The organism is Mesorhizobium sp. RCAM 06353 (assembly GCF_059683585.1).
The window spans coordinates 2,434,264-2,459,196 of sequence record NZ_CM185031.1 but is presented as its reverse complement, the minus strand read 5'-3'; the positions used below and the strand labels follow the sequence as shown (position 1 = coordinate 2,459,196).

Below are 24,933 nucleotides of genomic sequence, written 5' to 3'. Positions count from 1 at the left end.
GAAGTACATGTTGCGCAAACTGCTTATCGGAACGGCTCTCGCATCGGGCCTGGCTTTTGCGGCCCATGCCGAGGACGTCAAGGAAGTGCAGATGCTGCATTGGTGGACGTCGGGCGGCGAAGCGGCTGCCCTCAACGTGCTGAAAGGCGATCTGGCCAAGGAAGGCTATGCCTGGAAGGACGTGCCGGTGGCCGGCGGTGGCGGCGACGCTGCCATGACCGCGCTGAAGGCGATGGTCGCGGCCGGCAACTATCCGACCGCCTCGCAGATGCTCGGCTACACCGTGCTCGACTATGCAGCGGCAGGCGTGATGGGCGACCTGACCGAGACGGCCAAGAAGGAAGGCTGGGACAAGTCGGTTCCGGCAGCCCTGCAGAAGTTCTCGGTCTATGAAGGCAAGTGGGTCGCGGCTCCGGTCAACGTCCACTCGGTCAACTGGCTGTGGATCAACAAGGCCGTCATGGACAAGATCGGCGGCACCGAGCCGAAGACCTTCGACGACTTCGTTGCCCTGCTCGACAAGGCCAAGGCGGCTGGCGTGATCCCGCTCGCTCTCGGCGGTCAGAACTGGCAGGAAGCCACCATGTTCGATTCGGTCGTGCTGTCGACCGGCGGACCTGAGTTCTACAAGAAGGCCTTCAACGACCTCGACGACGCCTCGCTCAAGTCCGACACGATGAAGAAGTCGTTCGACAATCTGGCCAAGCTCGTCACCTATGTCGATCCGAACTTCTCGGGCCGCGACTGGAACCTTGCCACCGCCATGGTCATCAAGGGCGATGCCCTGGTGCAGGTCATGGGTGACTGGGCCAAGGGTGAGTTCCACGCCGCCAAGAAAACCCCGGGCACGGACTTCCTGTGCTATCGCTTCCCGGGCACCGACGGCTCGGTGATCTACAACTCCGACATGTTCGGCATGTTCAACGTTCCGGACGACCGCAAGGCCGCCCAGATCGCACTGGCCACCGCCACACTGTCGAAGAGCTTCCAGTCGGCCTTCAACGTCGTCAAGGGTTCGGTTCCGGCCCGTACCGACGTTCCGGACACCGACTTCGACGCTTGCGGCAAGAAGGGAATCGCCGACCTGAAGGCAGCCAATGACGGCGGCACGCTGTTCGGCTCGCTGGCCCAGGGCTATGGCGCGCCTCCGGCGGTCGCCAATGCCTACAAGGATGTCGTCTCGAAATTCGTCCATGGTCAGATCAAGACCTCGGACGAAGCCGTGACCGAACTGGTCAAGGCCATCGACGACGCCAAGTAAGCGCTACGCCTGAAAACACCTTCCCCGCTTCGGCGGGGAAGGTTTTATCTCAACGATTTGGCCGGCTCGACACCATGCCGACCAAGGACCCGTATGCACGGCCGCCTTGCCGCCTGACGGCAGAGCACGGACGACCCGAAACGGGAGGAGCCTCATGAGCAGTGTAGCGACAACACAGATCAAGCTGACGCCGGAGCGGCCTCGCGCCTCGGTGCGCTCGCGCCTGCAGGATGCCTTGCCGAAGATCGTGCTGGCGCCGAGCTTCGCCATCACCATCGTCTTCGTCTACGGCTTCATCCTGTGGACGATCTATCTGTCCTTCACCAATTCCAAGACCTTCCCGTCCTACGTCATCACCGGCTCGCGCGCCTATCAGCGGCTGTGGGGCTGGACCTTCGACACCGACCCGCCATCGAGCTGGTACACGTCGATCACCAATATGGGCATTTTCGGCTTTCTCTACATCGCCATCTGCCTGGCGCTCGGCCTGTTCCTGGCCATCCTGCTCGACCAGAAGATTCGCGGCGAAGGCGTGCTGCGGCCGATCTACCTCTATCCGATGGCGCTGTCCTTCATCGTCACCGGCGTCGCCTGGAAATGGTTCCTCGATCCCGGTCTCGGCCTCGAACAGACCTTGCATCAATGGGGCTGGACGAGCTTCCATTTCGACTGGATCAAGAACAAGGATTTCGTCATCTACACGGTGGTCATCGCCGGCGTCTGGCAGGCCTCCGGCTTCATCATGGCGATGTTCCTGGCTGGCCTGCGCGGCATTGACGGCGAGATCATGAAGGCGGCGCAGATCGATGGCGCCACCACCTTCCAGCTCTATCGCCGCATCGTCATTCCGCTGCTGCGACCGATCTTCCTGTCGGCCTTCATCGTGCTCGCGCACCTTGCCATCAAGTCCTATGACCTTGTCGTGGCGCTGACATCAGGCGGCCCCGGCGGCTCGGCATGGCTGCCGTCCAACTTCATGTATGAGTACACCTTCAAGCGCAACGAAATGGCCGTCGGCTCGGCCAGTGCCGTGGTCATGCTGATGACCATCGTCGCCATCATCGTGCCCTATCTCTATTCGGAACTGCGGGAGAAGCCGCGATGAGCGCTGTCGCCACCCCTGCCCGCCAGGTCTCTAGCGGCATGAGCACCAAGACCCTCAACCGTGTCGTCATCTACGGGCTGCTGGCGCTGTTTGCGCTGTTCTACCTGATGCCGCTCTTCGTCATGCTGGTCACCTCGTTCAAGACCATGGACGAGATCCAGAACGGCAACATGCTGGCGCTGCCGAAGGCACCGACCTTCGACCCGTGGCTGAAGGCCTGGGGCGAGACCTGCGTCGGTCTCACCTGCGCCGGCATCAAGGGCTATTTCTGGAACTCCATCAAGATGGTGGTTCCGGCCGTGCTGATCTCGACCATGCTCGGCGCGCTCAACGGCTACGTGTTGACCAAATGGCGTTTTCGCGGCGCGACGCTGGTCTTCGGGCTGATGCTGTTTGCCTGCTTCATTCCGTTCCAGTCGGTGCTGCTGCCGATGGCGACGATCCTCGGCAGCCTCGGCCGGTTCGGCGTGACCTTGCAGAACTCGGTCGGAACCAGCTTTGGCCTCGGCAATCCGACGGTCAATCTGGTCTTCGTCCACGTCGTCTACGGCATCGGCTTCACCACGCTGTTCTTCCGCAACTATTACGAGGCGTTCCCGACCGAGCTGATCAAGGCCGCACAGGTCGACGGCGCCTCCTTCTTCCAGATCTTTCGCCGCATCATGCTGCCGAACTCGATGCCGATCTTCGTCGTCACCGTCATCTACCAGTTCACCAACATCTGGAACGACTTCCTGTTCGCTTCCGCCTATGCCGGCACCGGCGACTCGATGCCGATGACGGTGGCGCTCAACAACGTCGTCAACACCTCGACCGGCGTCGTCGAATACAACGTCAACATGGCGGCCGCGATGATCGCGGCTCTGCCCACCCTGATCGTCTATGTCGTCGCCGGCCGCTATTTCGTGCGCGGGCTGATGGCGGGCGCGGTCAAGGGCTGAGCTATCAAGAAGGAACGACCATGGCTTTTCTGGAAATTGACGGGCTGAAGAAGCGCTTCGGGAATGTTGAGATCCTGAAGGGCATCGATGTCGAGCTCGAAAAGGGCGGCTTCCTGGTGCTGGTCGGCCCGTCCGGCTGCGGCAAGTCCACTTTGCTCAACACCATCGCCGGCCTCGAGCAGATCACCGAGGGCGAGATCCGCGTCGACGGCCGCGCCATCAACGATCTGCACCCTTCGAAGCGCGATATCGCCATGGTGTTCCAGAGCTATGCGCTCTATCCGAACATGACGGTGGCCGGGAACATCTCCTTCGGCATGGAGATGCGCGGCGTGCCGGCCGACGAGCGCCAGAAGGCGATCGACAAGGTGGCCAAGGTGCTGCAGATCGGCCATCTCCTGCAGCGTAAACCGAGCCAACTCTCCGGCGGCCAGCGCCAGCGTGTCGCCATGGGCCGGGCGCTGGTGCGCGACCCCAAACTGTTCCTGTTCGACGAGCCTTTGTCCAACCTCGACGCCAAGCTGCGCGTCGACATGCGCATCGAGATCAAGCGCCTGCATGCCACCACCGGCACAACAATCGTCTACGTCACCCACGACCAGATCGAGGCGATGACGCTGGCGACCAAGATCGCCGTCATGCGTGACGGCGAGGTCCAGCAGTTCGGCACCCCGGCCGAGATCTACAACAACCCCGCCAACCTGTTCGTCGCCGATTTCATGGGTTCGCCGGCCATGAACCTGATCCCGGCCACCATCGCCACCTCGGGCAATGCGCTGTCCGTCGTGCTGCAGCGCGAGGCGCGCGAGCCGATCACGCTGCCGATGGCCAATGCACCGGCGGGTCTCTCGGAATTCCAGGGCAAGCCGATCATCTTCGGCGTGCGGCCGGAAGCGCTGACCGATCCGGAAGGTGCCGAGCGCAATGCCTCGAACATCGCCACCGCCGAACTGCACATCGAAGTCGTCGAGCCTGCGGGCTCCGACACTTTCGCGGTGACCAATCTCGGCGGCAAGCCCGTTGTGGCGCGGCTGCGCGCCGACGCCAACATCCAGCCGGGCACCAGCACGCCGCTCGCCTTCAACCTGACCAAGGCGGTGTTCTTCGATCCGGCGACCGAGAACCGCATTCGCTAATGTATGTCGCCCAAAAGTGGATCCGGTTTTGGGGCAACGACATGCATCAAAACAAAAACCTAAAGCGCGTCAGGACGCGATTTAGGCCATGACAAATCCGGACATCGTCATCATCGGCTCCGGCATCGGCGGCGCCACGATCGCCTCCGGTCTGGCCGGCAGTGGCGCCTCGATCCTGATGCTGGAGCGCGGCGAACCCTTGCCGGCAACGCCGCATGCCCGCAACACGCGCTCGATCTTCGTCGATGGCCATTACCGGCCAAAGGAGATGTGGCGCGAGGCCGGCGGCGCCGCCTTCAACCCCGGCAATTATTACTATGTCGGCGGCAATTCGAAATTCTACGGCGCGGTGCTGATCCGCTACCGCAAGGAAGATTTTTCGGCCATGGAACACTTTGGCGGCGTCTCGCCGGCCTGGCCGTTTTCCTATGACGAGTTCGAGCCCTGGTATTCCCGAGCCGAGCAGCTGTTTCGCGTGCGCGGCAAGCTGGGCGAGGACCCGACCGAACCGTTCCACTCGATCCCCTATGCCTTCAAGCCAGTGCCCGACGAAGCGCCGATCGCGCGTGCCCGCGCCGAACTCAAGGGCCTTGGCCTGCATCCGGCCTCGCTACCGCTCGGCGTCGACATCGACACCTGGCTGAAGGACGGGAAAACCGGCTGGGACGCTTTCCCCAATACCGGCCAGGGCAAGATGGACGCCCAGACAGCACCGCTGGCGGCGGCGCTCAAGGACAGCAATATCCGGCTCGAGACCGGCTGCTATGTCGAATATCTCGAAGCGGCGGCCGACGGCAAAAAAATCGCCGCCATCCACTACAGGCAGAATGGCGAGTTGAAGAAAGTATCGCCGAAGCTGGTCATCCTCTCCGCCGGTGCGGTCAATTCGGCCGTCATCCTGCTGCGTTCGCCTTCACCGGATGGCAAGGGCCTTGCCAATCGTTCCGACCAGGTCGGCCGCAATTTCATGAACCACAATTCCAGCGCCATGCTGGCCATCGATCCGCGCCGCCGGAACGATGCCGTCTACCAGAAGACGCTGATGCTGAACGACTATTATCTCTCCGACGGCAAGGGCGGCAAGCCGCTCGGCAATGTCCAGTTGCTCGGCAAGATCGACGGCAACATGCTGAGGGCCAATGTGAAGTCCGTGCCGAAATTCGCGCTCGATTACATGGCCGGCCACGCCGTCGACTGGTATCTGATGTGCGAGGACCTGCCCGATCCGGAAAGCCGCATCATGGTCGACGGCAAGGACATCGTCATGCAGTGGCGGCGCTCCAACATGCAGTCGCTCGACGGGCTGACCAAGGTGATGCGCGAAAATTTTCGCGCTTGCGGTTATCCCATCGTGCTGTCGCGCCCCTTCGACAAACGCACCCCCTCGCACCAGTGCGGAACGGTCAAGATGGGCGACGATCCGGCCACTTCGCCGCTCGATCCCTTCTGTCGCGCCTTCGACCACCAGAACCTGTTCGTCGTCGACGGCAGTTTTTTGCCGAACTCGGCTGCGGTTAACCCGGCACTGTCGATCGCGGCTCAGTCGCTGCGCGTGGCCGAGCATATCCGCAAGGTGGAGCTTGCCCCATGACCCGCCCCGCGGCCATCGTCACTGGCAGCGCGCGCGGCATTGGGCTGGCCTGTGCGGAAGCGCTGGCCGACGCTGGCTTCGACATTCTGGTCGCCGACCTTGCCGAACAGGCGCCTGATGGGCTCGCCGCCAACATCACAGCGCGTGGCGCGCAATTCGCCTATAGCACCTGTGACATCGCCAATCTCGACAGCCACGCTGCGCTTGTCGATGCCGCGCTACGCGCCTTCGGCCGCGTCGACTGTCTCGTCAACAATGCCGGCGTCGGCGCCGTGGTGCGCGGCGACCTGCTGGAACTCAAGCCCGAAAATTTCGACCGCACTCTGGGCATCAATCTGCGCGGCACTGTGTTCCTCAGCCAGGCCGTCGCCAAGGCGATGCTGGCCGCACCGGGCGACCACACAAGATCGATCATCACCATCACCTCGGTCAGCGCCGAGATGGCCTCGCCGGAACGCTCCGAATACTGTATCTCGAAGGCCGGGCTCTCCATGTGGGTGAAGAACCTGGCGCTGCGGCTCGCCCCGGAAAACATCGGCGTGTTCGAGTTGCGGCCGGGCATCATCCGCACCGACATGACGGCAGGCGTCACCGCCAAATATGACGCCCTCATCGAGGGTGGACTGGTGCCGGCGAAACGCTGGGGCGAAGCGTCAGACATCGGCGCGGTGGTGGCGACGCTCGCCGCCGGCAAGCTCGGCTTTTCGACCGGCTCGATCATCAATGTCGACGGCGCGCTCTCCGTGCCGCGGTTGTAGGTGGATACTGATATGACCGACTACATCATCGTGGGCGCCGGCCCGGCCGGCTGTGTTCTGGCCAACCGGCTGAGCGAGGACCCGACGAATTCCGTGCTGCTGCTGGAAGCCGGTGGTAAGGACTGGCACCCCTACATCCACATGCCGGCGGGCTTTGCCAAGATGACCAAGGGCATTGCCTCCTGGGGCTGGTCGACCGTGCCGCAAAAGCACATGAAAGACCGCGTCTTCTGGTACACGCAGGCCAAGGTGGTCGGCGGCGGCTCGTCCATCAACGCCCAGATCTACACGCGCGGCAATGCCCGCGACTACGATGCCTGGGAGAAGGAAGAGGGCCTCGCTGGCTGGGGCTATCGCGACGTGCTGCCTTATTTCAAACGCGCCGAGAACAACCAGCGCTACGCCAACGATTTTCACGGCGACCAGGGCCCTCTCGGCGTTTCGAACCCGATTTCGCCGCTGCCGATCTGCGAGGCCTATTTCCGCGCCGGCCAGGAGATGGGCATCCCCTTCAACCCGGATTTCAACGGCGCCAGCCAGGAGGGCGTCGGCTACTACCAGCTGACCCAGAAGAACGCCCGGCGCTCCTCCGCTTCCGTCGCCTATTTGAAGCCGATCCGCGCGCGCAACAATCTCACCGTCAGGACCGACGTGCTGGTAACCCGCATCGTCGTCGAAAAGGGTCGCGCCATCGGCGTGGAGATCGTCGACAGACCCGGCGGCGAAAAGAAAATCCTGCGCGCCGATCGCGAGGTAATCGTTTCGTCCGGCGCCATCGGCTCGCCAAAGCTGCTGATGCAGTCAGGCATCGGCCCGGCCGATCACCTGAAGTCGGTCGGCGTAACACCGGTGCATGATCTACCCGGCGTCGGCTCCAACATGCAGGACCATCTCGACCTGTTCGTCATCGCCGAATGCACCGGCGACCATACTTACGACAACTACGCCAAGCTGCACCGCACGGCCTGGGCCGGCCTGCAATATCTGCTTTTGAAGAAGGGGCCTGTCGCCTCCAGCCTGTTCGAGACCGGCGGCTTCTGGTACGCCGACCCCACAGCCGCCTCGCCCGACATCCAGTTCCATCTCGGTCTGGGCTCAGGCATCGAGGCCGGCGTCGAGAAGCTGAACAATCCAGGCGTCACCTTGAACTCGGCCTTCCTGCGGCCGCGCTCGCGCGGCACTGTGCGGCTGAAGAGCGCTGATCCGGCCGACCATCCGCTGATCGATCCCAACTACTGGTCCGATCCCTACGACCGCGCCATGTCGCTGACGGGGTTGCGGCTGGCGCGAGAGATCATGCGGCAGAAGGCGCTTGCCCCCTACGTGCTGCGCGAAGTGTTGCCTGGCCCGTCACTCGCCAGCGACGACGAGCTGATCGACTATGCCTGCCGCTCCTCCAAGACCGACCATCACCCCGTCGGCACCTGCCGCATGGGTCATGACGACATGGCGGTGGTGACACCGGATCTGCGGCTGCGCGGTATCGAAGGTCTGCGCGTCTGCGACGCCTCGGTGATGCCGCGCGTACCCTCCTCCAACACCAATGCCCCGACCATCATGGTCGGCGAAAAGGGCGCCGATCTGATCCTCGGCCGCGAGCCGCTGCCGCCGGCTGTGTTTTCCGGAAACCGGGCTGCTTAGGAGCAAAAGAGATGATCAGGCACTGTGTTTTCGTCAGGTTTCGCGGCGATGTCCCCGACGGCGAGCGCGCGGCGATCCATGCCGACCTCGAAGCGCTGCGACAGGTGATCGACGGCATGGACAAAGTCCACTTCAGCGCCAATGTCAGCCCTGAACCTTTCGCGCGCGGCTTCACATACGGCTTCACCATCGATTTCCGCGATGCCGCCGCGCGCGACGCCTATCTGGTGCATGAGGCGCACCAGCGCGCCGGCGCCCGGCTGGTCGCCGCGCTCGAAGGTGGCACCGACGGTTTGATGGTCTTCGACCTCGATCTTACGAAAAAGTGACCGTCGGTTCTTCGAAAGCCGGCTGATCGCTGTTCTCTTTTGCGAGCAGGGCGACATATCGTTCCTTTGGGGGAGCCAGAGGAGGACGCCTTGAATCTCACTGCCGAGCAGAAGAAAACCGTTCTGGCCTCATTCCTGGGCTGGACGCTCGACGCTTTTGATTTCTTCCTTCTGACGTTCCTGCTCACCGATATTGCGAGTGAATTCCACACAGATGTCCCGGCAGTCTCGAAGGCACTGTTCCTGACCTTGGCGACGCGCTTCATCGGCGCGTTTTTCTTCGGCATGCTCGCCGACAAATATGGGCGCAAGCCCATCCTCATGCTCAACATCGTCAGCTATTCGGTGATCGGCGCGCTCGCCGCCTTCTCGCCCAATCTCGGCATCTTCCTGGCACTGCGTGCACTGTTCGGCATCGCCATGGGCGGAGAATGGGGGCTCGGCAGTTCGCTCGCCATGGAGTCCGTTCCGCCCAGCGCGCGCGGCACCGTCTCGGGCATCCTGCAATGCGGCTATCCGGCCGGCTACCTCCTGGCGGCCGTGGTCTATGGCCTGCTCTATCAGCAGACGATCGGCGGCTACACCATCGGCTGGCGCGCCATGTTTCTGCTCTCCTTCGTGCCGGCGCTGATCGTGCTCTTCATCCGCTCGCATGTGCCGGAATCGCCGGCCTTCGTCGAGGCGCAGAAGGCAGCCAGGCCTGGCCTGCTGGAAACGCTGCAGAAGCACTGGGGTGTCGCGCTCTATGCGGTCGTGCTGATGATGTTCTTCAACTTCTTCAGCCATGGCACGCAGGATCTCTACCCGACCTTCCTGAAGAAGCAGCACGGCTTTGACCCGCACACGGTGAGTTGGATCACCATCGTCGCCAATATCGGCGCCATCGTCGGCGGCCTGGCCTTCGGCGCACTGTCGGAGAGGATCGGCCGCGTCAACGCCATCACGCTGGCATGCCTGATCGCACTGCCGTCGATCCCGCTATGGGCCTACTCGACCACGCCGTTCATGCTGGCCATCGGCGCTTTCATCATGCAGGTGTCTGTCCAGGGCGCCTGGGGCGTCATTCCGGTGCACCTCAATGAACTGTCCCCCGGCGCGGTACGCGCGACCTTGCCCGGCTTCATCTATCAGGCCGGCAATCTCGCCGCGTCCTATGGTGGTCCGTATCAGGCCGGAATCGCTGAAGCCGCGGGCGGCAGCTACGGCTATGCCCTGGCGCTTTTTGCCGGCGTGGTCGCCGTCTGCATCATCGTCGTCATCCGCTTTAGTCCGGAGCGGCGTGGTCAGGTGATGACGGTTCTGGGTTGAGAGGCAGCTAACCCAGCCGGAGCGCAATAACCCCGGCGACAATGCTGAGCGCGGCGGCGCCGCGCCAGCCCGTCATCTTCTCGCCGAGCGCGTAGACCGAGATCATCATGGCAAACAGGATCGAGGTCTCACGCAGCGACGCCACCGAGGCGATCGGCGCCTTGGTCATCGCCCACATCACGATCCAGTAGGCCGCACCACTGAGCACGCCGGTGAACAGCCCGGCTTTCCAGTCGCACGCCAGCACAGGCAGTGCCTTGGGTCCACGGAAGACGAGGCATAGCACCAGCGCGCCAAAGGCGTCGCAGATGAACAGCCAGGCGGCATAGCTCTGCGCGGTTGCTGCCAGCCGCGCCCCGCTGCCGTCGGAGAGCGTATAGCTGGAGATGAAAATCGAAGTGCCGAGCGCAAAGCCAACCGCGCGCAGATTGATCCGCTCCAGATGCGCGCCGCCGCGAAACGACATCACCAGCGTGCCGGCCGACAGTAGCAGGATGCCGAGGATGGCGAACGGCGCCGGCATCTCCTGCACCACAACAACGCCGCCGAGCGCGGTCAGCAGCGGCGCCGTGCCGCGCGCCAGCGGATAGGTCTGGGCGAAATCACCGGCCTTGTAGGCGCCGATAAGGAAGGTCCGGTAGCCCATGTGAAAGATCACCGAGGCGATGATGTAGGGCCACACTTCGGCCTTCGGAAACTCGACGAAGGGCAGCACGAGCAGCGCGGCAAACCCCATGCCGAGCGTCATCAGCGTGATCGACAGGAAACGGTCCAGATGGACCTTGACCAGCGCGTTCCAGATTGCGTGCATGGCGGCGGCGGCAAGCACCGCGAAGAAGACGAAAAGCGTCATTTCGGGCTTACCGACCTCCCAAGCCGAGCGGCGTTTCGAGATCGACATCGATCTTGACCGGGAAGTGATCGGACGCCACCTCGCCTACATCGGATCCGACCGAGCGCACCCGCCCGGCGAACATGCCGCCGACGAAACAGTGGTCGAGCCGGCGCTTTGCCAGTCTGCCGTCGATGATCTTCTCATGGGTATGGAAGTCATCCGCCGGGTCGATCGCCACGGAAGCGGCATCGACGAAGCCGTCGAGATAGGCGGCACCGCGATGATAGGGTGTGCTGCCGACGATGCGGCGATATTCGGCGCTGCCCGGCTCCATGTTGAAATCGCCCATCCAGATCGCCGCCGACGGGTTTTCCGGTTCGGCTTCGCCGCTGGTCCAGTTGCGTGAAGGCTCGTCATCGGTGCCGCTCCACGGCCCGCCCTCGTGCGGCGCGCGGCGGTGTTGGGCGAGCAGATAGGCGATCTGCTCCAGCCGCTCTTCGGCAGCGATATGCGCGAGATGCAGCGACAGTATCCGGACAGGGCCGGCCGGCGTGCGGACCATGCATTCGAGTGCGGCATTGCGGGTGTTGAGCGGCCGCAGCGTGCGGCGCATCGGCAGTGCATGCAACCGCGACCAGACGATCGGCAGCTTCGACAGCACCATGGTGCCGAACTGCCGGCGCCGGTTGACCAGACGGCCGTCCCGCCGCTCGCTGGCATCCATGTCGAAGGCCGGGCCGTAGACCCAATGATAGTCGGGCAGCAGGCGCGACAGCAGCTCGGGCTGGTCGTCGAAATGGCTGCGCTGCCAGTGCCGCTCGACCTCCTGCAGGGCAATGATGTCGGCGCCATCAACGATCCGCGCCGCACGCGAAAGATCGTAGCGACCGTCGCTGCCGAACCCGTACTGGATGTTGTAGCTGACCAGCTTCATTGCTTATCCGGCTCACTTTCGGTGATGGCAGTAGCGGCTCAGTGGACTGGTTGCAATGTGCAGGAGAATGGCAGCGACTTGTACCAGACGCCTCCCCTGCCCGCCGCGCGATCTCCTAATACGTCGTCAGCGGCTGGAACCGGCCAGCCGGAGACGCCGCCAGTTCCGCCCAGTCGATCTCTTCCTCCAGCCGATGATAGGCTTCATCGCCGATCGTGCCGTTGCGGCGCAGTTCCTCCAGCGTGTCGCGCTGGCGATTGATGGCATAGAGGCGCAACCGGTCGTATTCGGTTGCCGCTTGTGCGTCCTCCGGGTTTTCCGCAATGACGCGCTGAGCCTCGTACTGTTCGCGCACGACAGCCGCCGCGGCCGATGTCTTGCGGCTCAACACATCGAGTGCCGCCTGCATGACGGCGACGCGCGCCTGCGCCACCTCGCGATCTATTGTCGTATCCTTTTCGAAGTTGAGTATCCGCAGCAAAGGCTTCAACGTCATCCCCTGGAGGACCAGCGTGCCCAGAACCACCGCGAAGGCGGCAAGCACGATCGGATCGCGGCCGGGAAAATTGGCCGGCAGGGCGATCGCCACCACGAGCGTTACCAGCCCGCGCATGCCGCACCAACCGACGAGCACCGCGCCGCGAAACGTCGGCGCCTCTCGCATTCTGTCCTCGCCGCCGAAGCGGGCAAACCATCGTATGATCGCCACGTAGCTCGCCACCCAGACGAGACGTGCGGCGATGACGACAACCAGCACCGTTGCGGCGAACAGAAAAGCCTGGCCTTGCCCTTCACCCGAAAGCCGGCCGACGATCGATCGCGCCTGCAGGCCCATCAGCACGAAAGCCAGCACGTTGAGCACGAACACCGCCGTCTCCCACACCGAATAGGTGCTGACGCGCCGCCTTGCCGACATGTGGCGTGGCGCCCGGCGTGCGAGGGTCATGGCGTAGACGACGATGGTGATGATGGCCGAAAGGCCCAACCGGTCCGCCAGGATCCAGACCCCGAACGTTCCAGCGAATTGCACCACGGTGCTGCTCGCCGCGTCCTCTATCTTTGCCAGCGTCAGCAGCGAGAAGCGGCCGAGCACATAGCCGGCGATCAGGCTGCCTATGGTCGACAACAGAATCGTCGGAATGGCGTTGCTCAGCATGATCGACCCGAGCGCCGCCGAAACCGCTAGGCGATAGATCAAGAGCGCGGTGGCATCGTTGAGCAGGCTCTCGCCCTGCAGGATGGCGGTGATGCGGTGCGGCACCTTGAATTGCCCGAGCACGGCGCTTGCCGCCACCGCATCCGGCGGCGCGACGATCGCGCCGAGCGCGATCGCCGCCGCGATCGGCAGGCCGGCCATCTTCCAGCCGACGAAGGCCACGACCACTGTGGTGAAGGCGACGGCGCCAAGCGCCAGCAGCAGAAGCGACAGCCGGTAGCGCTTGAGGTCGCGCAGCGAGGTGTCATAAGCTGCATCGAGAAGCACCGGCGCGATGAACAGCGCAAGCGCCAGTTCCGGATCGATCTCGATCATTGGCGCACCAGGCACGAAAGCAATCGCGACCCCGGCCAGGGCCAGCAAGGACGGATAGGGTATCTCCAGCTGTCGCGACAGCGCGGTCAACGCAACGGCCGTCAGAAGCAGGACAAGGGTCAGTTCGAAAAGAGCCATTGGCGGTTACTTCCGTGAGACGGGATTGCCGGCGCAAACATGCATGCAGGATGCGGTGGATTGGCCATTAAACTCAAGCCCTCTGGCCGTACGCCTCAAACCGCCTGCTGTCCTACAATATTGGCATGATCCTCATTGGCCAAATATGACTCGCCCTTCGTTCGCCGCGTCGGCGTCGCGCTGACCCTCTATGGCATAGCCTTCCAGCACCGTCCGTGGTCGGCTTTCGGCGATGCCGACAAGATTCGGCCAGGATGTTTCCGGCAGAGGAGCCGCTGCGCCACCAGGCGCTGAAGGTATCAGCCCTGGCGACCGGGCTCGGCGACAAGGCGGTCAGCCTGTTCTACGAAAGGCGGCTGCACGAGACGGTTTCCGGTCTATGGGCAGAGCGCTGCCGCAGGCAGATTGAGACCGTGCTCTCTGTTCTGGAGGCGGATCGGGCAGGCCGGCAGGCCACCTATTGGTTCGGCGACCGCATTGGGCATGCCGATATCGCGGTGGCCGCGATGATACGCTTCCTCAACGACGCACATCCTGATTTGATATCGCTGGCCGACTTCCCGGCGCTCGACGCACACGCTGCGCGGATGGAAGCCCTCCCAGTCTTTCAGGAAATCTCGCAACCGTTCATCGCGCCGGCCTGATCGACGCTTCCGCTGTTAATGCAGCACCAGCATATCGCTCGACGAGAACGATATGTCGGCCTTTTCGCCAACGGCGGGCGGCGGTGTGGCCGGGCTGTTGAACGTGTCGAGCGACACGGTGTTGCCGCCGATGCCGACACGAACCCGGATCACCGAGCCGAGGAAATGCACTTCGGAGATCTCGCCAGACAGGCTGGAGTCACGGCCAGGCTGGAGGCCGAGCGAGATCGCTTCCGGCCGCAGCGCCAGCGACAGCGTGTCGCCCGACTTCGAGCCGTTGAGCTTGCCCTTGAGCGAGACTTGTTGCGTGTTGACCTGCACCGTGCCGGCCGCGGCATCGGTGACCTTGCCTTCCAGCACATTGAGCGTACCGACGAAATTGGCGACGAATTTGGTCGCCGGCCGGTTGTAGATCTCGAACGGTGTTCCGACCTGCTCGGCCTTGCCGCCATACATCACGGCGATGCGGTCCGAGATCGACAGCGCCTCTTCCTGGTCATGGGTAACGAAGATGGTGGTGATGCCGAGCTTCTTCTGGATCGAGCGGATTTCTTCACGCAGCGAGACACGGACCTTGGCATCCAGCGCCGACAGCGGCTCGTCGAGCAGCAGCAGCTTCGGTTTCGGCGCGATCGCACGCGCCAGCGCGATACGCTGCTGCTGGCCACCGGAGAGCTGGTAGGGATAGCGGTCCGCCATCTGCGGCAGCTTGATGATACCCAGCATCTCGGCAACGCGGGCGTCGATGTCCGCTTTGGGCATGCCGGCGACCTTCAGGCCGAAACCAATGTTCTGAGCTACGGTCAGGTTCGGAAACAGAGCATAGGCCTGGAACACCATCCCGACATTGCGCTGATTGGGCTTCAGCCTCGTAATATCCTTGCCGCCAACGACGATCTTTCCGGCGCTCGGCTCCTCGAAGCCCGCGACCATGCGCAGCACCGTTGTCTTGCCGCAGCCGGATGGTCCGAGGAAAGAGACGAATTCACCACGTTCGACGTCGAGATTGAAATCCTCCACCACCGTGGTGGTGCCGAAGGATTTCCGAACGTGCTGGATGGAGAGGAACGGGTCGGCCATGGTGTTGTTCTTTCGATCAGTTCGGACGGTTCGCCGATCTCGGCGCAAAGCGGGACAATATCTGGATCAGCGACATGCAGCCCCAGGTGATGGCGAAGGCGATGATGGCAAGCGCCGCCGGCTCATAGGCGCGGTTGGCGCCGATGTTCTGCAGATAAGGGCCGAAGGCCGGCCGGTTGAGCAGGCTTGCCATGGTGAACTCGCCGATAACGATCGCGAAGGTCAGGAATGCACCCGACAACACCGCGATCAGCACATTGGGCAGGATAACCCGCGTGATGATCGTCCCCCAGCCAGCGCCGAGAATCTGCGCCGCTTCCGTCAGCGTGCGCACGTCGATGGTGCGAAGTCCTGTATCCACCGCGCGGTACATATAGGGCAACGACAGTGTGGCATAGCCGATAACCAACAGGGCATTGGTGCCCGTGTCGGTCGCCAGGAACGGCAACGGCGAATTCGAGCCATACATTCTGATGTAGCCAAAAACGATGACGATGGCCGGGATGACCAGCGGCAGCAAGGTGATGAACTCGACGATGGGACGCAGCTGCGGAAGGCGCAGCCGGATCCAGTAGGCGGCCGGCACCACGATCAGCACGCCGAGAATGATGGTGAAGACGGCGGCAAGCACCGAATAGCCAAAGGTCGCCTGGAAGCGTTCGTCACCCAGCACAACCTTGTAGGCGTCAAAGGAATAGGCGCCGCGCCGCATGCGCATGGAGAACTCCACCGTCGCGATCAGCGGAATGAAGAAATAGGCCGCGCCCAGCGCGAAGACGACCCAGGCCCAGAACCTGCCAGCCTTCATTTGAGCCACCTCTCGGAACGGGTGCGGAACCAGATGTAGAAGACATTGGCAAGACCGGTGATCAGGATCATGCCGAAGGCGATGGCATAGCCGAGATGGGCATTGTGCAGCACGTCGCCACGGATCTGGGCATAGAGCAGGATCGGCACGATGTTGAGCGACGAACCGGTCAGCGCATAGGCGGTGGCGATGGCGCCAAAGGCATTGGCGAACAACAGGATCACGGTGCCGAGGAAGCTCGGCCAGATCACCGGAATGACCACCATGCGCCAATACTGGGACATGGTCGCACCCAGCGTTGCGGCGGCCTCGCCCCATTCCTTCTTCAGCCCGTCGATGGCCGGCACGATGATGACCACCATCAGCGGAATCTGGAAATAGACATAGGTCAGCGTCAGTCCCCAGAACGACAGGATGTTGAAGCCATGCGCGTAGATGTTGAGACCGAACAGCGTGTTCAGAATCACTGTCGCAAGGCCGAGCCGGCCGAGTGTGGCAAGGAAAGCGAAGGCCAGCGGCACGCCGGCAAAATTCGAGGCGACGCCGGAAAACGTCAGCGTCGCCGAGCGTATCCAGTCCGGCAGGCCGCCACGCACGATGGCAATGGCAATCGCCAAACCCGCAAAGGCGCCAATCAGCGATGAAGCAAGGCTGACCTTGATCGAAATCCAGTACGCGGCAACGATCGACGGCTGCGCCAATGCAACTATGTTTTCGAGTGTGAATTCACCAGCATCGTTCTGGAATGCGCCCAGCATCAGGTAGAGCGTGGGCAGGATCAGGAACATGATGGCGAAGATGAAGAAGGGCGCTACACCGAGCCATTGCGTCGGCAGCCTCATGCTGCGCGCCTCGGCGGGAGGCGCGGTCTTCCCGGTAACAGCGTGGTCGGACATTGAGATATCGGTCATGCGCCGGCTACCGTCTTCGAGAGAAAGAACCGGGCGGCCGTGAAGCCGCCCGGTGGATCTCAACTGTTACTTGACGTTGGCGCCGACAACGGCGTCCCAGTTCTTGGTGATGGCTTCCTTGGCCTTGCCCTGCTCGTCGAGCGTCGGGAACACCGCGGCCGCATAGGACTCAGCCGGCGGCAACTTGGCCAGCACGTCCGCCGGGATCTTGCCGTTCTTGGCGAGATCGTTGAAGCGGATCGGGTGGCAATAGCCCTTCAGCCAGGCGATCTGGCCTTCGTCGGAATACAGGTATTCCAGCCAGAGCTTGGCTGCATTCGGATGCGGCGCGTAGGCGCTGATCGCCTGCACGTAGACACCGGCGACGACGCCTGTCTTCGGCACGACGACGTCGACGGGCGGGTTGCCCTTCAGCGTGTCGCGGCCGGCGAGCGCGTTGTAGTCCCAGGTGACGAGGATCGGGGTCTGGCCCTGGGCCAGCGTCGCGGCCTTGCCTATGACCGGCACGAAATTGCCGGCGGCGTTGAGCTTCTTGAAGAAGTCGAGGCCAGCGGTGCCGGCAGCTTCACCAGCAGCCGCACCCGACGACAAGCCAGCGGCATACACCGCCTGGATGGCTTGGTTCGAGGCGCGCGGATCACCGGCAAGAGCGACCGAGTTGGCGAATTCCGGCTTCAGCAGGTCTGCCCAGTCCGTCGGCGACGTCTTCACCAGGTCCTTGTTCACCTGGAAGGAAAGCACGCCATAGTAATCGCCGGTCCAGAAGCCGTCGGCATCCTTGGCGCTGTCGGGGATCGAGTCCCAGGTCGATACCTTGTAGGCCTGGATCAGACCGTCCTTCTTGGCGGACGGACCGAAGGACAGGCCGACGTCGATGACGTCGGGCGCCTGCGGGCCCTTATTGTCCTTGTTGGCCTTGATCGCCTCGACCTCGTCGCCGGAACCGGCATCGGGATTGAGCTCGTTGATGGTGATTTCCGGATACTTCGCCTTGAAGCCGGCGATAACGTCGCCGTAGCCACACCAGTCATGCGGCAGCGCGATGGTGGTGAGCTGGCCCTCAGCCTTCGCGGCCTTGACGAGATCATCCAGCGAAGCCGCGGACGAAATCACCGACGACACCATAAGGGTCGCGGCCGAAAGGGAAAGCACCTTCCCCGTGAATTTGAACATGTGTTCTCTCCGTTGAACTGACGCCGTTGGACGCCTGCGATGCGGTATCGTTTTCATGTGACAGCCAGATGAAAGCTTTATGAAACCATTGGCCGGCAGCAGAAAAAGTTAACTCTTTTTAACGGGCTGTAGCAATTAGCCATCACTTATTTTTCCGGCTAATCACTTTCCGCCTTGCTTTTCATCCCTTCCCCCTTGGTTTGCCCTGATTTTCCAGATCAATTTCCGGCAATGATAATGCCGTCAGATCGTGCCGGCGATAGCGTTTTCCAGCAGCGTCAGCGCCGCCTTCTTGGTCAGCTTGACCGGGTTGCCGCCGGCGGTCGGATCGACCACCGCCATGTCCGCGATCAGCGCCTTGCGCTTCTTGTCCATGTCGAGCCCCTTGATGAGGCCCGGCAGCGCGTGCGGCACCTTCAGATCCTTGCGCAGCTTGATGATCGCCTTGGCGAAGCCGTCGAAGCCGCCCTTGATGCCGCAATAGGCGGCGAGCCGGGCAATACGCTCCTCGATGGAGTCGCGGTTGAAGGCCAGCACATAGGGCATGAACACGGCGTTGGTCATGCCGTGATGGGTGTCGTAGAGCGCGCCGATCGGGTGCGACAGCGAATGGATGGCGCCCAGTCCCTTCTGGAAGGCGGCGGCGCCCATGGCGGCCGCACTCATCATATGGGCGCGCGCGACAAGGTCCTTGCCGTTGGCATAGGCCTTGGGCAGGTTCTCGAACACCAGCCGGACACCCTCGACGGCGATGCCGTCGGCCATCGGATGATAGCCCGGCGCGCAATAGGCTTCGAGGCAGTGGGCAAGCGCATCCATGCCGGTGCCGGCGGTGATGAAAGCGGGCATGCCGACCGACAGTTCCGGATCGGCGATGACGATCGCCGGCAAAAGCTTCGGATGGAAGATGACCTTTTTGGTGTGCGTCGCCTCATTGGTGATGACGCCAGCGCGGCCTACTTCCGAGCCGGTGCCGGCCGTGGTCGGCACCGCGATGATCGGGGCGATCGCATCGGAATTGGCGCGCGTCCACCAGTCGCCGACATCCTCGAAATCCCACACCGGCCGCGTCTGTCCGGCCTGGAAGGCGATCAGCTTGCCGAGATCGAGCGCCGAGCCGCCACCGAAGGCGATGACGCCGTCATGCTTGCCCTTCTTGAACACGGCGATGCCGGCGGTGAGGTTGGAATCGACCGGGTTCGGCTTCACCTCGGAAAACACGCCATAAGGCACCTTGGCGTCATCGAGGATCTTCAGCGTCGAAGCGACGACCGGCAGCTTTGCCAGGCCCGGATCAGTGACGAATAGCGGCCGCTTGATGCCGGTTGCCGCCAGCACCTCTGGCAGTTCCTTGATGCGGCCGGCGCCGAAGCGGACGGTGGTGGGATAGTTCCATTTGGAGATCAGCTTGGACATTGCTTGTCTTTCAAAAATCAGATGGCTTCGCGCAGGTGGAAGGATTTCGGCCGGGTCAGATTATCGTAGCCGATGGCCGACAGTCCCGCACCCTTGCCGGTATCCTTGACGCCGGTCCAGACCAGCGCCGGATCGAGATAGTCGCAGCGGTTCATGAACACCGTACCGGTCTCGATGCGGTTGCCGATCGCCACCGCATGCTCGGTATCTCTGGTCCAGATCGAAGCTGTCAGTCCGTATTGGCTGTCGTTCATCAGCGCGATCGCCTCTTCGTCGTTGCGCACCTTCATGATGCCGACGATTGGGCCAAAGCTTTCCTCGCGCATGACGCTCATCTGGTGGTCGACATCAGTCAGCACTTCCGGTGCCAGATAGGGCGAGCCGGCCTTGTCGTTAGCCACCTTCATGTTGATGTGCGCCTTGGCGCCCTTGCGCAGCGCCTCGGCCTTCTGCTCGCGGATCAGGTCGGCGAAACGCGCCTGCGCCATCGGCCCCATCGTCGTCGCTTGCTCCAGTGGATTGCCGACGACATAGTTCTTGGTCTCGGCGATGAAGCCCTCGACGAACTCGTCATAGACCTTCTCATGCACATAGACGCGCTCGATGCCGCAGCAGCATTGGCCCGAATTGTAGAAGGCGCCGTCGACCAGATTGGCGACCGCGTGGTCCATCTTGGCGTCGGGCAGCACATAGGCCGGATCCTTGCCGCCAAGCTCGAGACCAAGCGTCATGAAGGTGCCGGCCGCCGCCTTTTCGATGGCACGGCCGCCGCCGACCGAACCGGTGAAATTGACATGGTCGATCTTGCCCGAGCCGAGCAGTTTTTCGGTCTGGGCATGGTTGAGCACGACATTCTGGAACACGCCCTTGGGCAGGCCCACCTTGTCGAAGGCCTGCTGAAAACGCTCGCCGACCAGCAGCGTCTGCGCCGCATGCTTGAGGATGACGGCGTTGCCGGCCATCAGCGCCGGCACGATGGTGTTGACGGCAGTGAGATAGGGGTAATTCCAGGGCGCGATTACCATGACCACGCCGAGCGGATCTTTTTTCACGTAGCGGCGGAAGCCGTCCTTCGGGTTGGAGGCGGGAACCGACTTTAGCGCCGCCTCCGCGATCTCGACCATGTAATTGGTGCGCTCGTTGACGCCGCCGAACTCGCCGCCATAGCGCACCGGACGCCCCATCTGCCAGGCGATCTCCGGCACGATCTCGTCGGTCATCGCCACCAGCGCTTCGAGCATCGCCAGCATGTACTTGCCGCGCTCGACGATAGGCGTCTCGGCCCATTTCTCCTGCGCCGCCTTGGCGCGCTCGACAGCGGCATTGATCGCCTGGTCCGTAGCCACGGGCCGCTCGGCATAGATCGAGCCATCGATGGGGGATATCAACTTGACCGTTTCGGTCATTCCTTCAGTCCTCGCACTTTCATGAAATCTTGATTTTGACGTCGCCGCCATTCGGACGATGGCTAAGCGAGGGCGACGCCGACATAGTTTAGTACCGCTCGAACCCCCTGTGCAGTTCCCAATCCGTAATGCGGCGGTCGTATTCGAACTGCTCCCACTTGGCTGTGTGGACATAGTGTTCGAGCACGTCCTCGCCGAGCGCCTCTTTCAGCATCTTCGACTTGGCCAGCGTCTCGGTGGCGTCACGCAGCGTTTTGGGGATCTCGGGCAGGCGCGAGGCCTGATAGGCGTCGCCGACGAAGGGCTTCTGCAGTTCGAGCTTCTCGTCGATGCCGGCAAGGCCGGCGGCGATCAGCGCCGCGAAGGCGAGATAAGGGTTGAGGTCGGCGCCGCCGATACGGCATTCCATGCGGATGCCCTTGGTGCCCTCGCCGCACAGGCGGAAGCCGGCGGTGCGGTTGTCCTCGCTCCACATGATCTTGGTCGGCGCGAAGGTGCCGGCCTGGAAGCGTTTGTAGGAGTTGATGTAGGGCGCCAGGAACCAGGTGAACTCCTTGGCGTATTTCAGCTGGCCCGCCCCCCATTGCTGGCCGAGCGTCGACAGCGTCCAGTCCGCCTTCTTGTCGAAGAACAGCGCCGTCTTGCCGTCGGCGCTCCACAGCGAATTGTGGATGTGGCTGGAATTGCCGGCCAGTCCGTAATTGTACTTGGACATGAAGGAAATCGCCTTGCCCTCGGACTCGGCGATTTCCTTGGCGCCGTTCTTCAGGATGACGTGGCGGTCGGCCATCTCGAGCGCTTCGGCATAGCGCACATTGATCTCTTCCTGGCCGGGGCCCCATTCGCCCTTGGAGTTCTCGATCGGAATGCCGGCCGCATCCATCTCGTTGCGAAGCCGGCGCATGACGCCTTCTTCCTTGGTGGTGATGCCGATCTGGTAGTCGCCAATATAGGGCGACGCGGTGTCGAGACCCTGCCAATGCTTCTTGCGGGCGGAATCGTAGGTCTCGTTGAACAGATAGAATTCGAGCTCCGAGGCGAAGTAGCCGATATAGCCGCGCTCCGTCAGCCGCTTGACCTGCTTCCTCAGGATAGCACGCGGCGAATGCGGCAGGTCGTCATGGGTGTGGTGGTCGAGCACGTCGCAGATCACCAGCGCCGTCTTTTCCAGCCAAGGAATGCGCCGCAACGTCGCCAGATCCGGCTTCATGACGAAGTCGCCATAGCCCTTCGACCAGCTTGCCGCCTTGTAGCCTGGCACCGGCTCCATATCGATGTCGGCGGCCAGCAGATAGTTGCAGCCATGCGTTTCGTCATGCGCGGAATCGACGAAATACTGCGCCAGGAAGCGCTTTCCGGCCAATCGTCCCTGCAGGTCGACGATGCAGGCCAGCACCGTGTCGATCTCACCGCTGGAAACCGCTTTCTTCAACTGATCGAACGAGAAATTTCCGGCCATTCTTTTGGCACTCCAGCGCTTGTCGTTTCGGGCTTGTCACATTGAACTGAAATAAAAACCGTGGCGAGCGAGCCCGCCACGGTTTGATTGGCTGTTTAGGCGGATTCGCCGACAGCCTTTTCGGCGTCAGCAATGGTCGCCCTGCGCTTGGCGATTGCCGCCTCGCCGATGGGCGGACCCTGAAAGCGGCGGTTCTCAACGGCGAACCACAAAACGACGAGCAGAACGATCAAACCGATGGCATAGTTGATCAGGATGTCGAAGGGCGGCTGGATGCCGGCATACATCAACACCAGAACACCAAGCACCGTGATGACGGCGAACGGCTTTGACCAGATGCCGAGCCGGAACGGCCCGAATTCGGTCCAGCTCTTTCCCTCCGCGAGAAGTCCGGCTGCGATCGGCATGGCGTAGGAGACATAGAGGAAGAGGGCGCAGCCAGCTGCCAGCGCCGCGAAAGCCGGCGAATAGAGCGTGGCGGCAATCGACAGCACGACGCCGAGCCAGATGGCCGGGACGGGCGTGCGCCAGGTCGGCGAAACCTGCTTCCACAAAGACGACCCCGGCAGACCTCCGTCACGCGAAAAGGCGAAGATCATGCGCGAGGTCGAAGTGAGGCCGGCCAGCGCGCACAGATAGTTCGACAGCACGATGGCGATGCCGAGCAAAGCCTTCAGCCAGGTTGGCGCCGGCAGATTGTTGAACAGGTTGAACCAGGCATTGCCGCCGTCCTTGGCGGTCGCCACGAGATCGGGGCTGGCCAGGACGAAGGAGACCGCCATGACGAACCCGAAGACGAGAGACCACAGGACCGCGTGGATCATCCCTCTGGGCACCGCAACGCGGGCATTGTGCGTTTCCTCGGCCGTATGCGCCGAGGCATCGAAGCCGGTGATCGTATAAAGCGGGTAGAGAAGGCCGATCAGGAAGGCCACGAGGGCGGTGCGAGCTGTCGGAACATAGCCGCCACCGAGATCGCCGGTCGTGTTGACGAAAGTCGTCAGCCGCGCAAGATCGAAGCCATGCGCGCCCCAGATCAGGAAGGTCAGCGTCAGGATGACCGCAACAACAAGGATGAGGTAGCCGGAAAAGTCGGTCAACATCGTCGTCGTCTTGATGCCGAGATGATTGAAGAGGCCTTGGGTGACAGTAATCAAGACGACTGCCGCCGTCTGCTGCCAGAAGCCCCAGCCCGATGTGTCCCAACCGAAGATGGGGCCCGCGACGAGCCCCTGAAACAGCAAGTAGACGCCGACATTCACCGAGGCGACGACGAAGATTAGGCCGAGCAGGTTGATCCAGGCCGTGGCCCAGCCCCAGCCGCGTCCGCCCAGGATTGAGGACCAGTGATAGAGGCCGCCGGCTGTCGGATAGGCTGATCCAATCTGGCCGAGAGAAGCGGCGACCACGAGCGCAAAGACACCGCCGATGACCCAGCCGATGGTCGCCTCGAAACCGCTGCCGGTGGCCATGGCCAGCGGGAATGACGTGATGCCGCCGGCCAGAATGCAGATGATCGAGAAGGAAATGGCGAAGTTGGAGAAGCCGCTCATGCGGCGAGCCAATTCCTGGGCGTAGCCCATATTGTGAAGGATCTTTGTATCCTCCGACTTGTCAGAGTGATCAGGTGTTGTCATGTCAGAATTCCCCTGTTGTTTTTAGCTGGCCGATTGTGCTGACTTTCCGACTGCGCTTGATCGAGAGCCCCTGGCCTCCTCTGGCTCCAGATCCGAAAAAATGCCTGTGAGCAGATCCGCCCATTTCTGCTGCCCGGTCTCGCCGGAGATTTCATCGTTGCGGATTTCGATCATAGCGCAGGGCAGCCCGCGCGAGCGTGCATGCCGTTCGAGCGTGAAATAGACGCGGTCGGCGGGTGAATAGGGTTCGTTGACGCCGACGGTGACGCCGGCAAGCCGCTTGAGCGCCGATATCAGCGGCGACGCCAGCCGCTGATCGTCATCGTGGATGATGCCGATATGCCAGGGCCGGTTGCGGCCCTTGTAGACAGGCGTGAACGAATGGACGGAAACCAGCCGGGTCTCCTGGCCGCGCGCCAGCCGCTCCTCGACGATGCGTTCGATGGTGCTGTGAAACGGCTGCCATGACAGGGCGACCCGCGCCGCAAGCTGTTTTTCCGACAGGCCGGTATTGCCCGGTATGGCTGTCGTTTCGCTGACCGGCGGCACCAGGTCCGGCGCATCGAGCGGCCGGTTGCAGTCGACGACCAGACGCGAAATGCGGGTTTCGATCAGCGTCGCATCGAGCGCATGCGCCATGCGCGTTGCCACCGGCAGCGCACCCGGATCCCAGGCGATATGGCGAGACAGGTCTTCGGCGGCAAGACCGAGCGTGCCGAATTCGGCGGGCAGGAAATTGGAAGCGTGATCGCAGGTGAGCACGAAGGGGCTCGATCCGTGCGGGTTCGTCACCCCCACGGAATCAAGCGATGCAGGGCTGGTACGCCGCGCTGTCTCCATAGTCCTGCCGTCCCCGGGGAGCGCTGTACCGTATGTTACGTATTTTGTATC

Annotated in this window: 21 protein-coding genes and 1 pseudogene; 10 read left to right on the top strand and 12 right to left on the bottom strand. The window is 62.6% G+C overall.

Translation table 11 applies throughout. The features are described 5' to 3' along the window. The first annotated feature begins 7 nt into the window (after positions 1-7). From AC56QX_RS11695 to AC56QX_RS11655, 9 genes are all read left to right on the top strand, one after another. A complete protein-coding gene (locus AC56QX_RS11695; protein ID WP_032938068.1) occupies positions 8-1,261 on the top strand; it encodes an ABC transporter substrate-binding protein in 1,254 nt (417 codons plus the stop codon). A 154-nt stretch (positions 1,262-1,415) separates the two neighbouring features. Further along, complete coding sequence (locus AC56QX_RS11690; protein WP_497116042.1) at positions 1,416-2,366, top strand: carbohydrate ABC transporter permease; 951 nt, start codon at positions 1,416-1,418, stop codon at positions 2,364-2,366. Continuing rightward, positions 2,363-3,307, top strand: coding sequence for a carbohydrate ABC transporter permease (locus AC56QX_RS11685; protein WP_497116041.1), 945 nt, complete (start codon positions 2,363-2,365; stop codon positions 3,305-3,307). The genes AC56QX_RS11690 and AC56QX_RS11685 overlap by 4 nt, the downstream gene beginning before the upstream one ends. 20 nt (positions 3,308-3,327) lie before the next feature. After that, positions 3,328-4,443, top strand: coding sequence for an ABC transporter ATP-binding protein (locus AC56QX_RS11680; protein ID WP_497116040.1), 1,116 nt, complete (start codon positions 3,328-3,330; stop codon positions 4,441-4,443). A gap of 88 nt (positions 4,444-4,531) precedes the next feature. Beyond that, a complete protein-coding gene (locus AC56QX_RS11675; protein WP_497116038.1) occupies positions 4,532-6,034 on the top strand; it encodes an FAD-dependent oxidoreductase in 1,503 nt (500 codons plus the stop codon). Next, positions 6,031-6,792, top strand: coding sequence for a 3-ketoacyl-ACP reductase (locus AC56QX_RS11670; protein WP_497116037.1), 762 nt, complete (start codon positions 6,031-6,033; stop codon positions 6,790-6,792). Before AC56QX_RS11675 ends, AC56QX_RS11670 begins: the two co-directional genes overlap by 4 nt. 12 nt (positions 6,793-6,804) lie before the next feature. Continuing rightward, positions 6,805-8,433, top strand: a complete 1,629-nt coding sequence (locus AC56QX_RS11665) for a GMC family oxidoreductase (protein ID WP_497116036.1) — start codon at positions 6,805-6,807, stop codon at positions 8,431-8,433. An 11-nt stretch (positions 8,434-8,444) separates the two neighbouring features. Then, positions 8,445-8,762 carry a Dabb family protein gene (locus AC56QX_RS11660; RefSeq protein ID WP_497116035.1) on the top strand — a complete coding sequence of 106 codons (318 nt, stop codon included), beginning with the start codon at positions 8,445-8,447 and terminating at the stop codon, positions 8,760-8,762. 90 nt (positions 8,763-8,852) lie between these two features. Beyond that, on the top strand, positions 8,853-10,070 hold the full coding sequence (locus tag AC56QX_RS11655; RefSeq protein ID WP_497116033.1) for an MFS transporter: 1,218 nt from the start codon (positions 8,853-8,855) through the stop codon (positions 10,068-10,070). A gap of 7 nt (positions 10,071-10,077) precedes the next feature. Here the strand turns inward: AC56QX_RS11655 and AC56QX_RS11650 are convergent, their stop codons facing one another. The 3 genes from AC56QX_RS11650 to AC56QX_RS11640 form a co-directional block, all read right to left on the bottom strand. Next, positions 10,078-10,923 (bottom strand): EamA family transporter, encoded by an 846-nt coding sequence (locus AC56QX_RS11650; RefSeq protein WP_497116032.1) that lies wholly within the window; start codon positions 10,921-10,923, stop codon positions 10,078-10,080. A 7-nt stretch (positions 10,924-10,930) separates the two neighbouring features. Then, the gene (locus AC56QX_RS11645) at positions 10,931-11,839 is read right to left on the bottom strand and encodes an endonuclease/exonuclease/phosphatase family protein (protein ID WP_497116030.1); all 909 of its coding nucleotides are present in this window, start codon (positions 11,837-11,839) and stop codon (positions 10,931-10,933) included. Between the two features lie 115 nt (positions 11,840-11,954). Beyond that, entirely contained in the window at positions 11,955-13,508 is a 1,554-nt protein-coding gene (locus AC56QX_RS11640) for a cation:proton antiporter (protein WP_497116029.1), read from the bottom strand. 125 nt (positions 13,509-13,633) lie between these two features. Between AC56QX_RS11640 and AC56QX_RS11635 the strand changes: the two are divergent. Then, a pseudogene (locus AC56QX_RS11635) lies at positions 13,634-14,152 on the top strand (glutathione S-transferase C-terminal domain-containing protein). Between the two features lie 15 nt (positions 14,153-14,167). Here AC56QX_RS11635 and AC56QX_RS11630 read toward each other — a convergent pair. The 9 genes from AC56QX_RS11630 to AC56QX_RS11590 form a co-directional block, all read right to left on the bottom strand. Next, positions 14,168-15,232 (bottom strand): ABC transporter ATP-binding protein, encoded by a 1,065-nt coding sequence (locus tag AC56QX_RS11630; RefSeq protein WP_497116028.1) that lies wholly within the window; start codon positions 15,230-15,232, stop codon positions 14,168-14,170. A 16-nt stretch (positions 15,233-15,248) separates the two neighbouring features. Further along, the gene (locus AC56QX_RS11625; RefSeq protein ID WP_497116026.1) at positions 15,249-16,040 is read right to left on the bottom strand and encodes an ABC transporter permease; all 792 of its coding nucleotides are present in this window, start codon (positions 16,038-16,040) and stop codon (positions 15,249-15,251) included. Further along, entirely contained in the window at positions 16,037-16,951 is a 915-nt protein-coding gene (locus AC56QX_RS11620) for an ABC transporter permease (RefSeq protein ID WP_407660562.1), read from the bottom strand. The genes AC56QX_RS11625 and AC56QX_RS11620 overlap by 4 nt, the downstream gene beginning before the upstream one ends. Positions 16,952-17,017: 66 nt before the next feature. Beyond that, positions 17,018-18,124, bottom strand: coding sequence for an ABC transporter substrate-binding protein (locus tag AC56QX_RS11615; RefSeq protein ID WP_202352759.1), 1,107 nt, complete (start codon positions 18,122-18,124; stop codon positions 17,018-17,020). A 243-nt stretch (positions 18,125-18,367) separates the two neighbouring features. Continuing rightward, a complete protein-coding gene (locus AC56QX_RS11610) occupies positions 18,368-19,540 on the bottom strand; it encodes an iron-containing alcohol dehydrogenase (protein WP_497116024.1) in 1,173 nt (390 codons plus the stop codon). Between the two features lie 17 nt (positions 19,541-19,557). After that, the gene (locus tag AC56QX_RS11605) at positions 19,558-20,946 is read right to left on the bottom strand and encodes an aldehyde dehydrogenase family protein (protein ID WP_497116023.1); all 1,389 of its coding nucleotides are present in this window, start codon (positions 20,944-20,946) and stop codon (positions 19,558-19,560) included. An 88-nt stretch (positions 20,947-21,034) separates the two neighbouring features. After that, positions 21,035-22,405, bottom strand: coding sequence for a glutamine synthetase family protein (locus AC56QX_RS11600; protein WP_172224395.1), 1,371 nt, complete (start codon positions 22,403-22,405; stop codon positions 21,035-21,037). Between the two features lie 95 nt (positions 22,406-22,500). Continuing rightward, on the bottom strand, positions 22,501-24,042 hold the full coding sequence (locus AC56QX_RS11595; RefSeq protein ID WP_497116021.1) for an amino acid permease: 1,542 nt from the start codon (positions 24,040-24,042) through the stop codon (positions 22,501-22,503). Positions 24,043-24,063: 21 nt separating this feature from the next. Further along, complete coding sequence (locus tag AC56QX_RS11590) at positions 24,064-24,882, bottom strand: N-formylglutamate amidohydrolase (protein WP_497116020.1); 819 nt, start codon at positions 24,880-24,882, stop codon at positions 24,064-24,066. Positions 24,883-24,933: the final 51 nt, after the last annotated feature.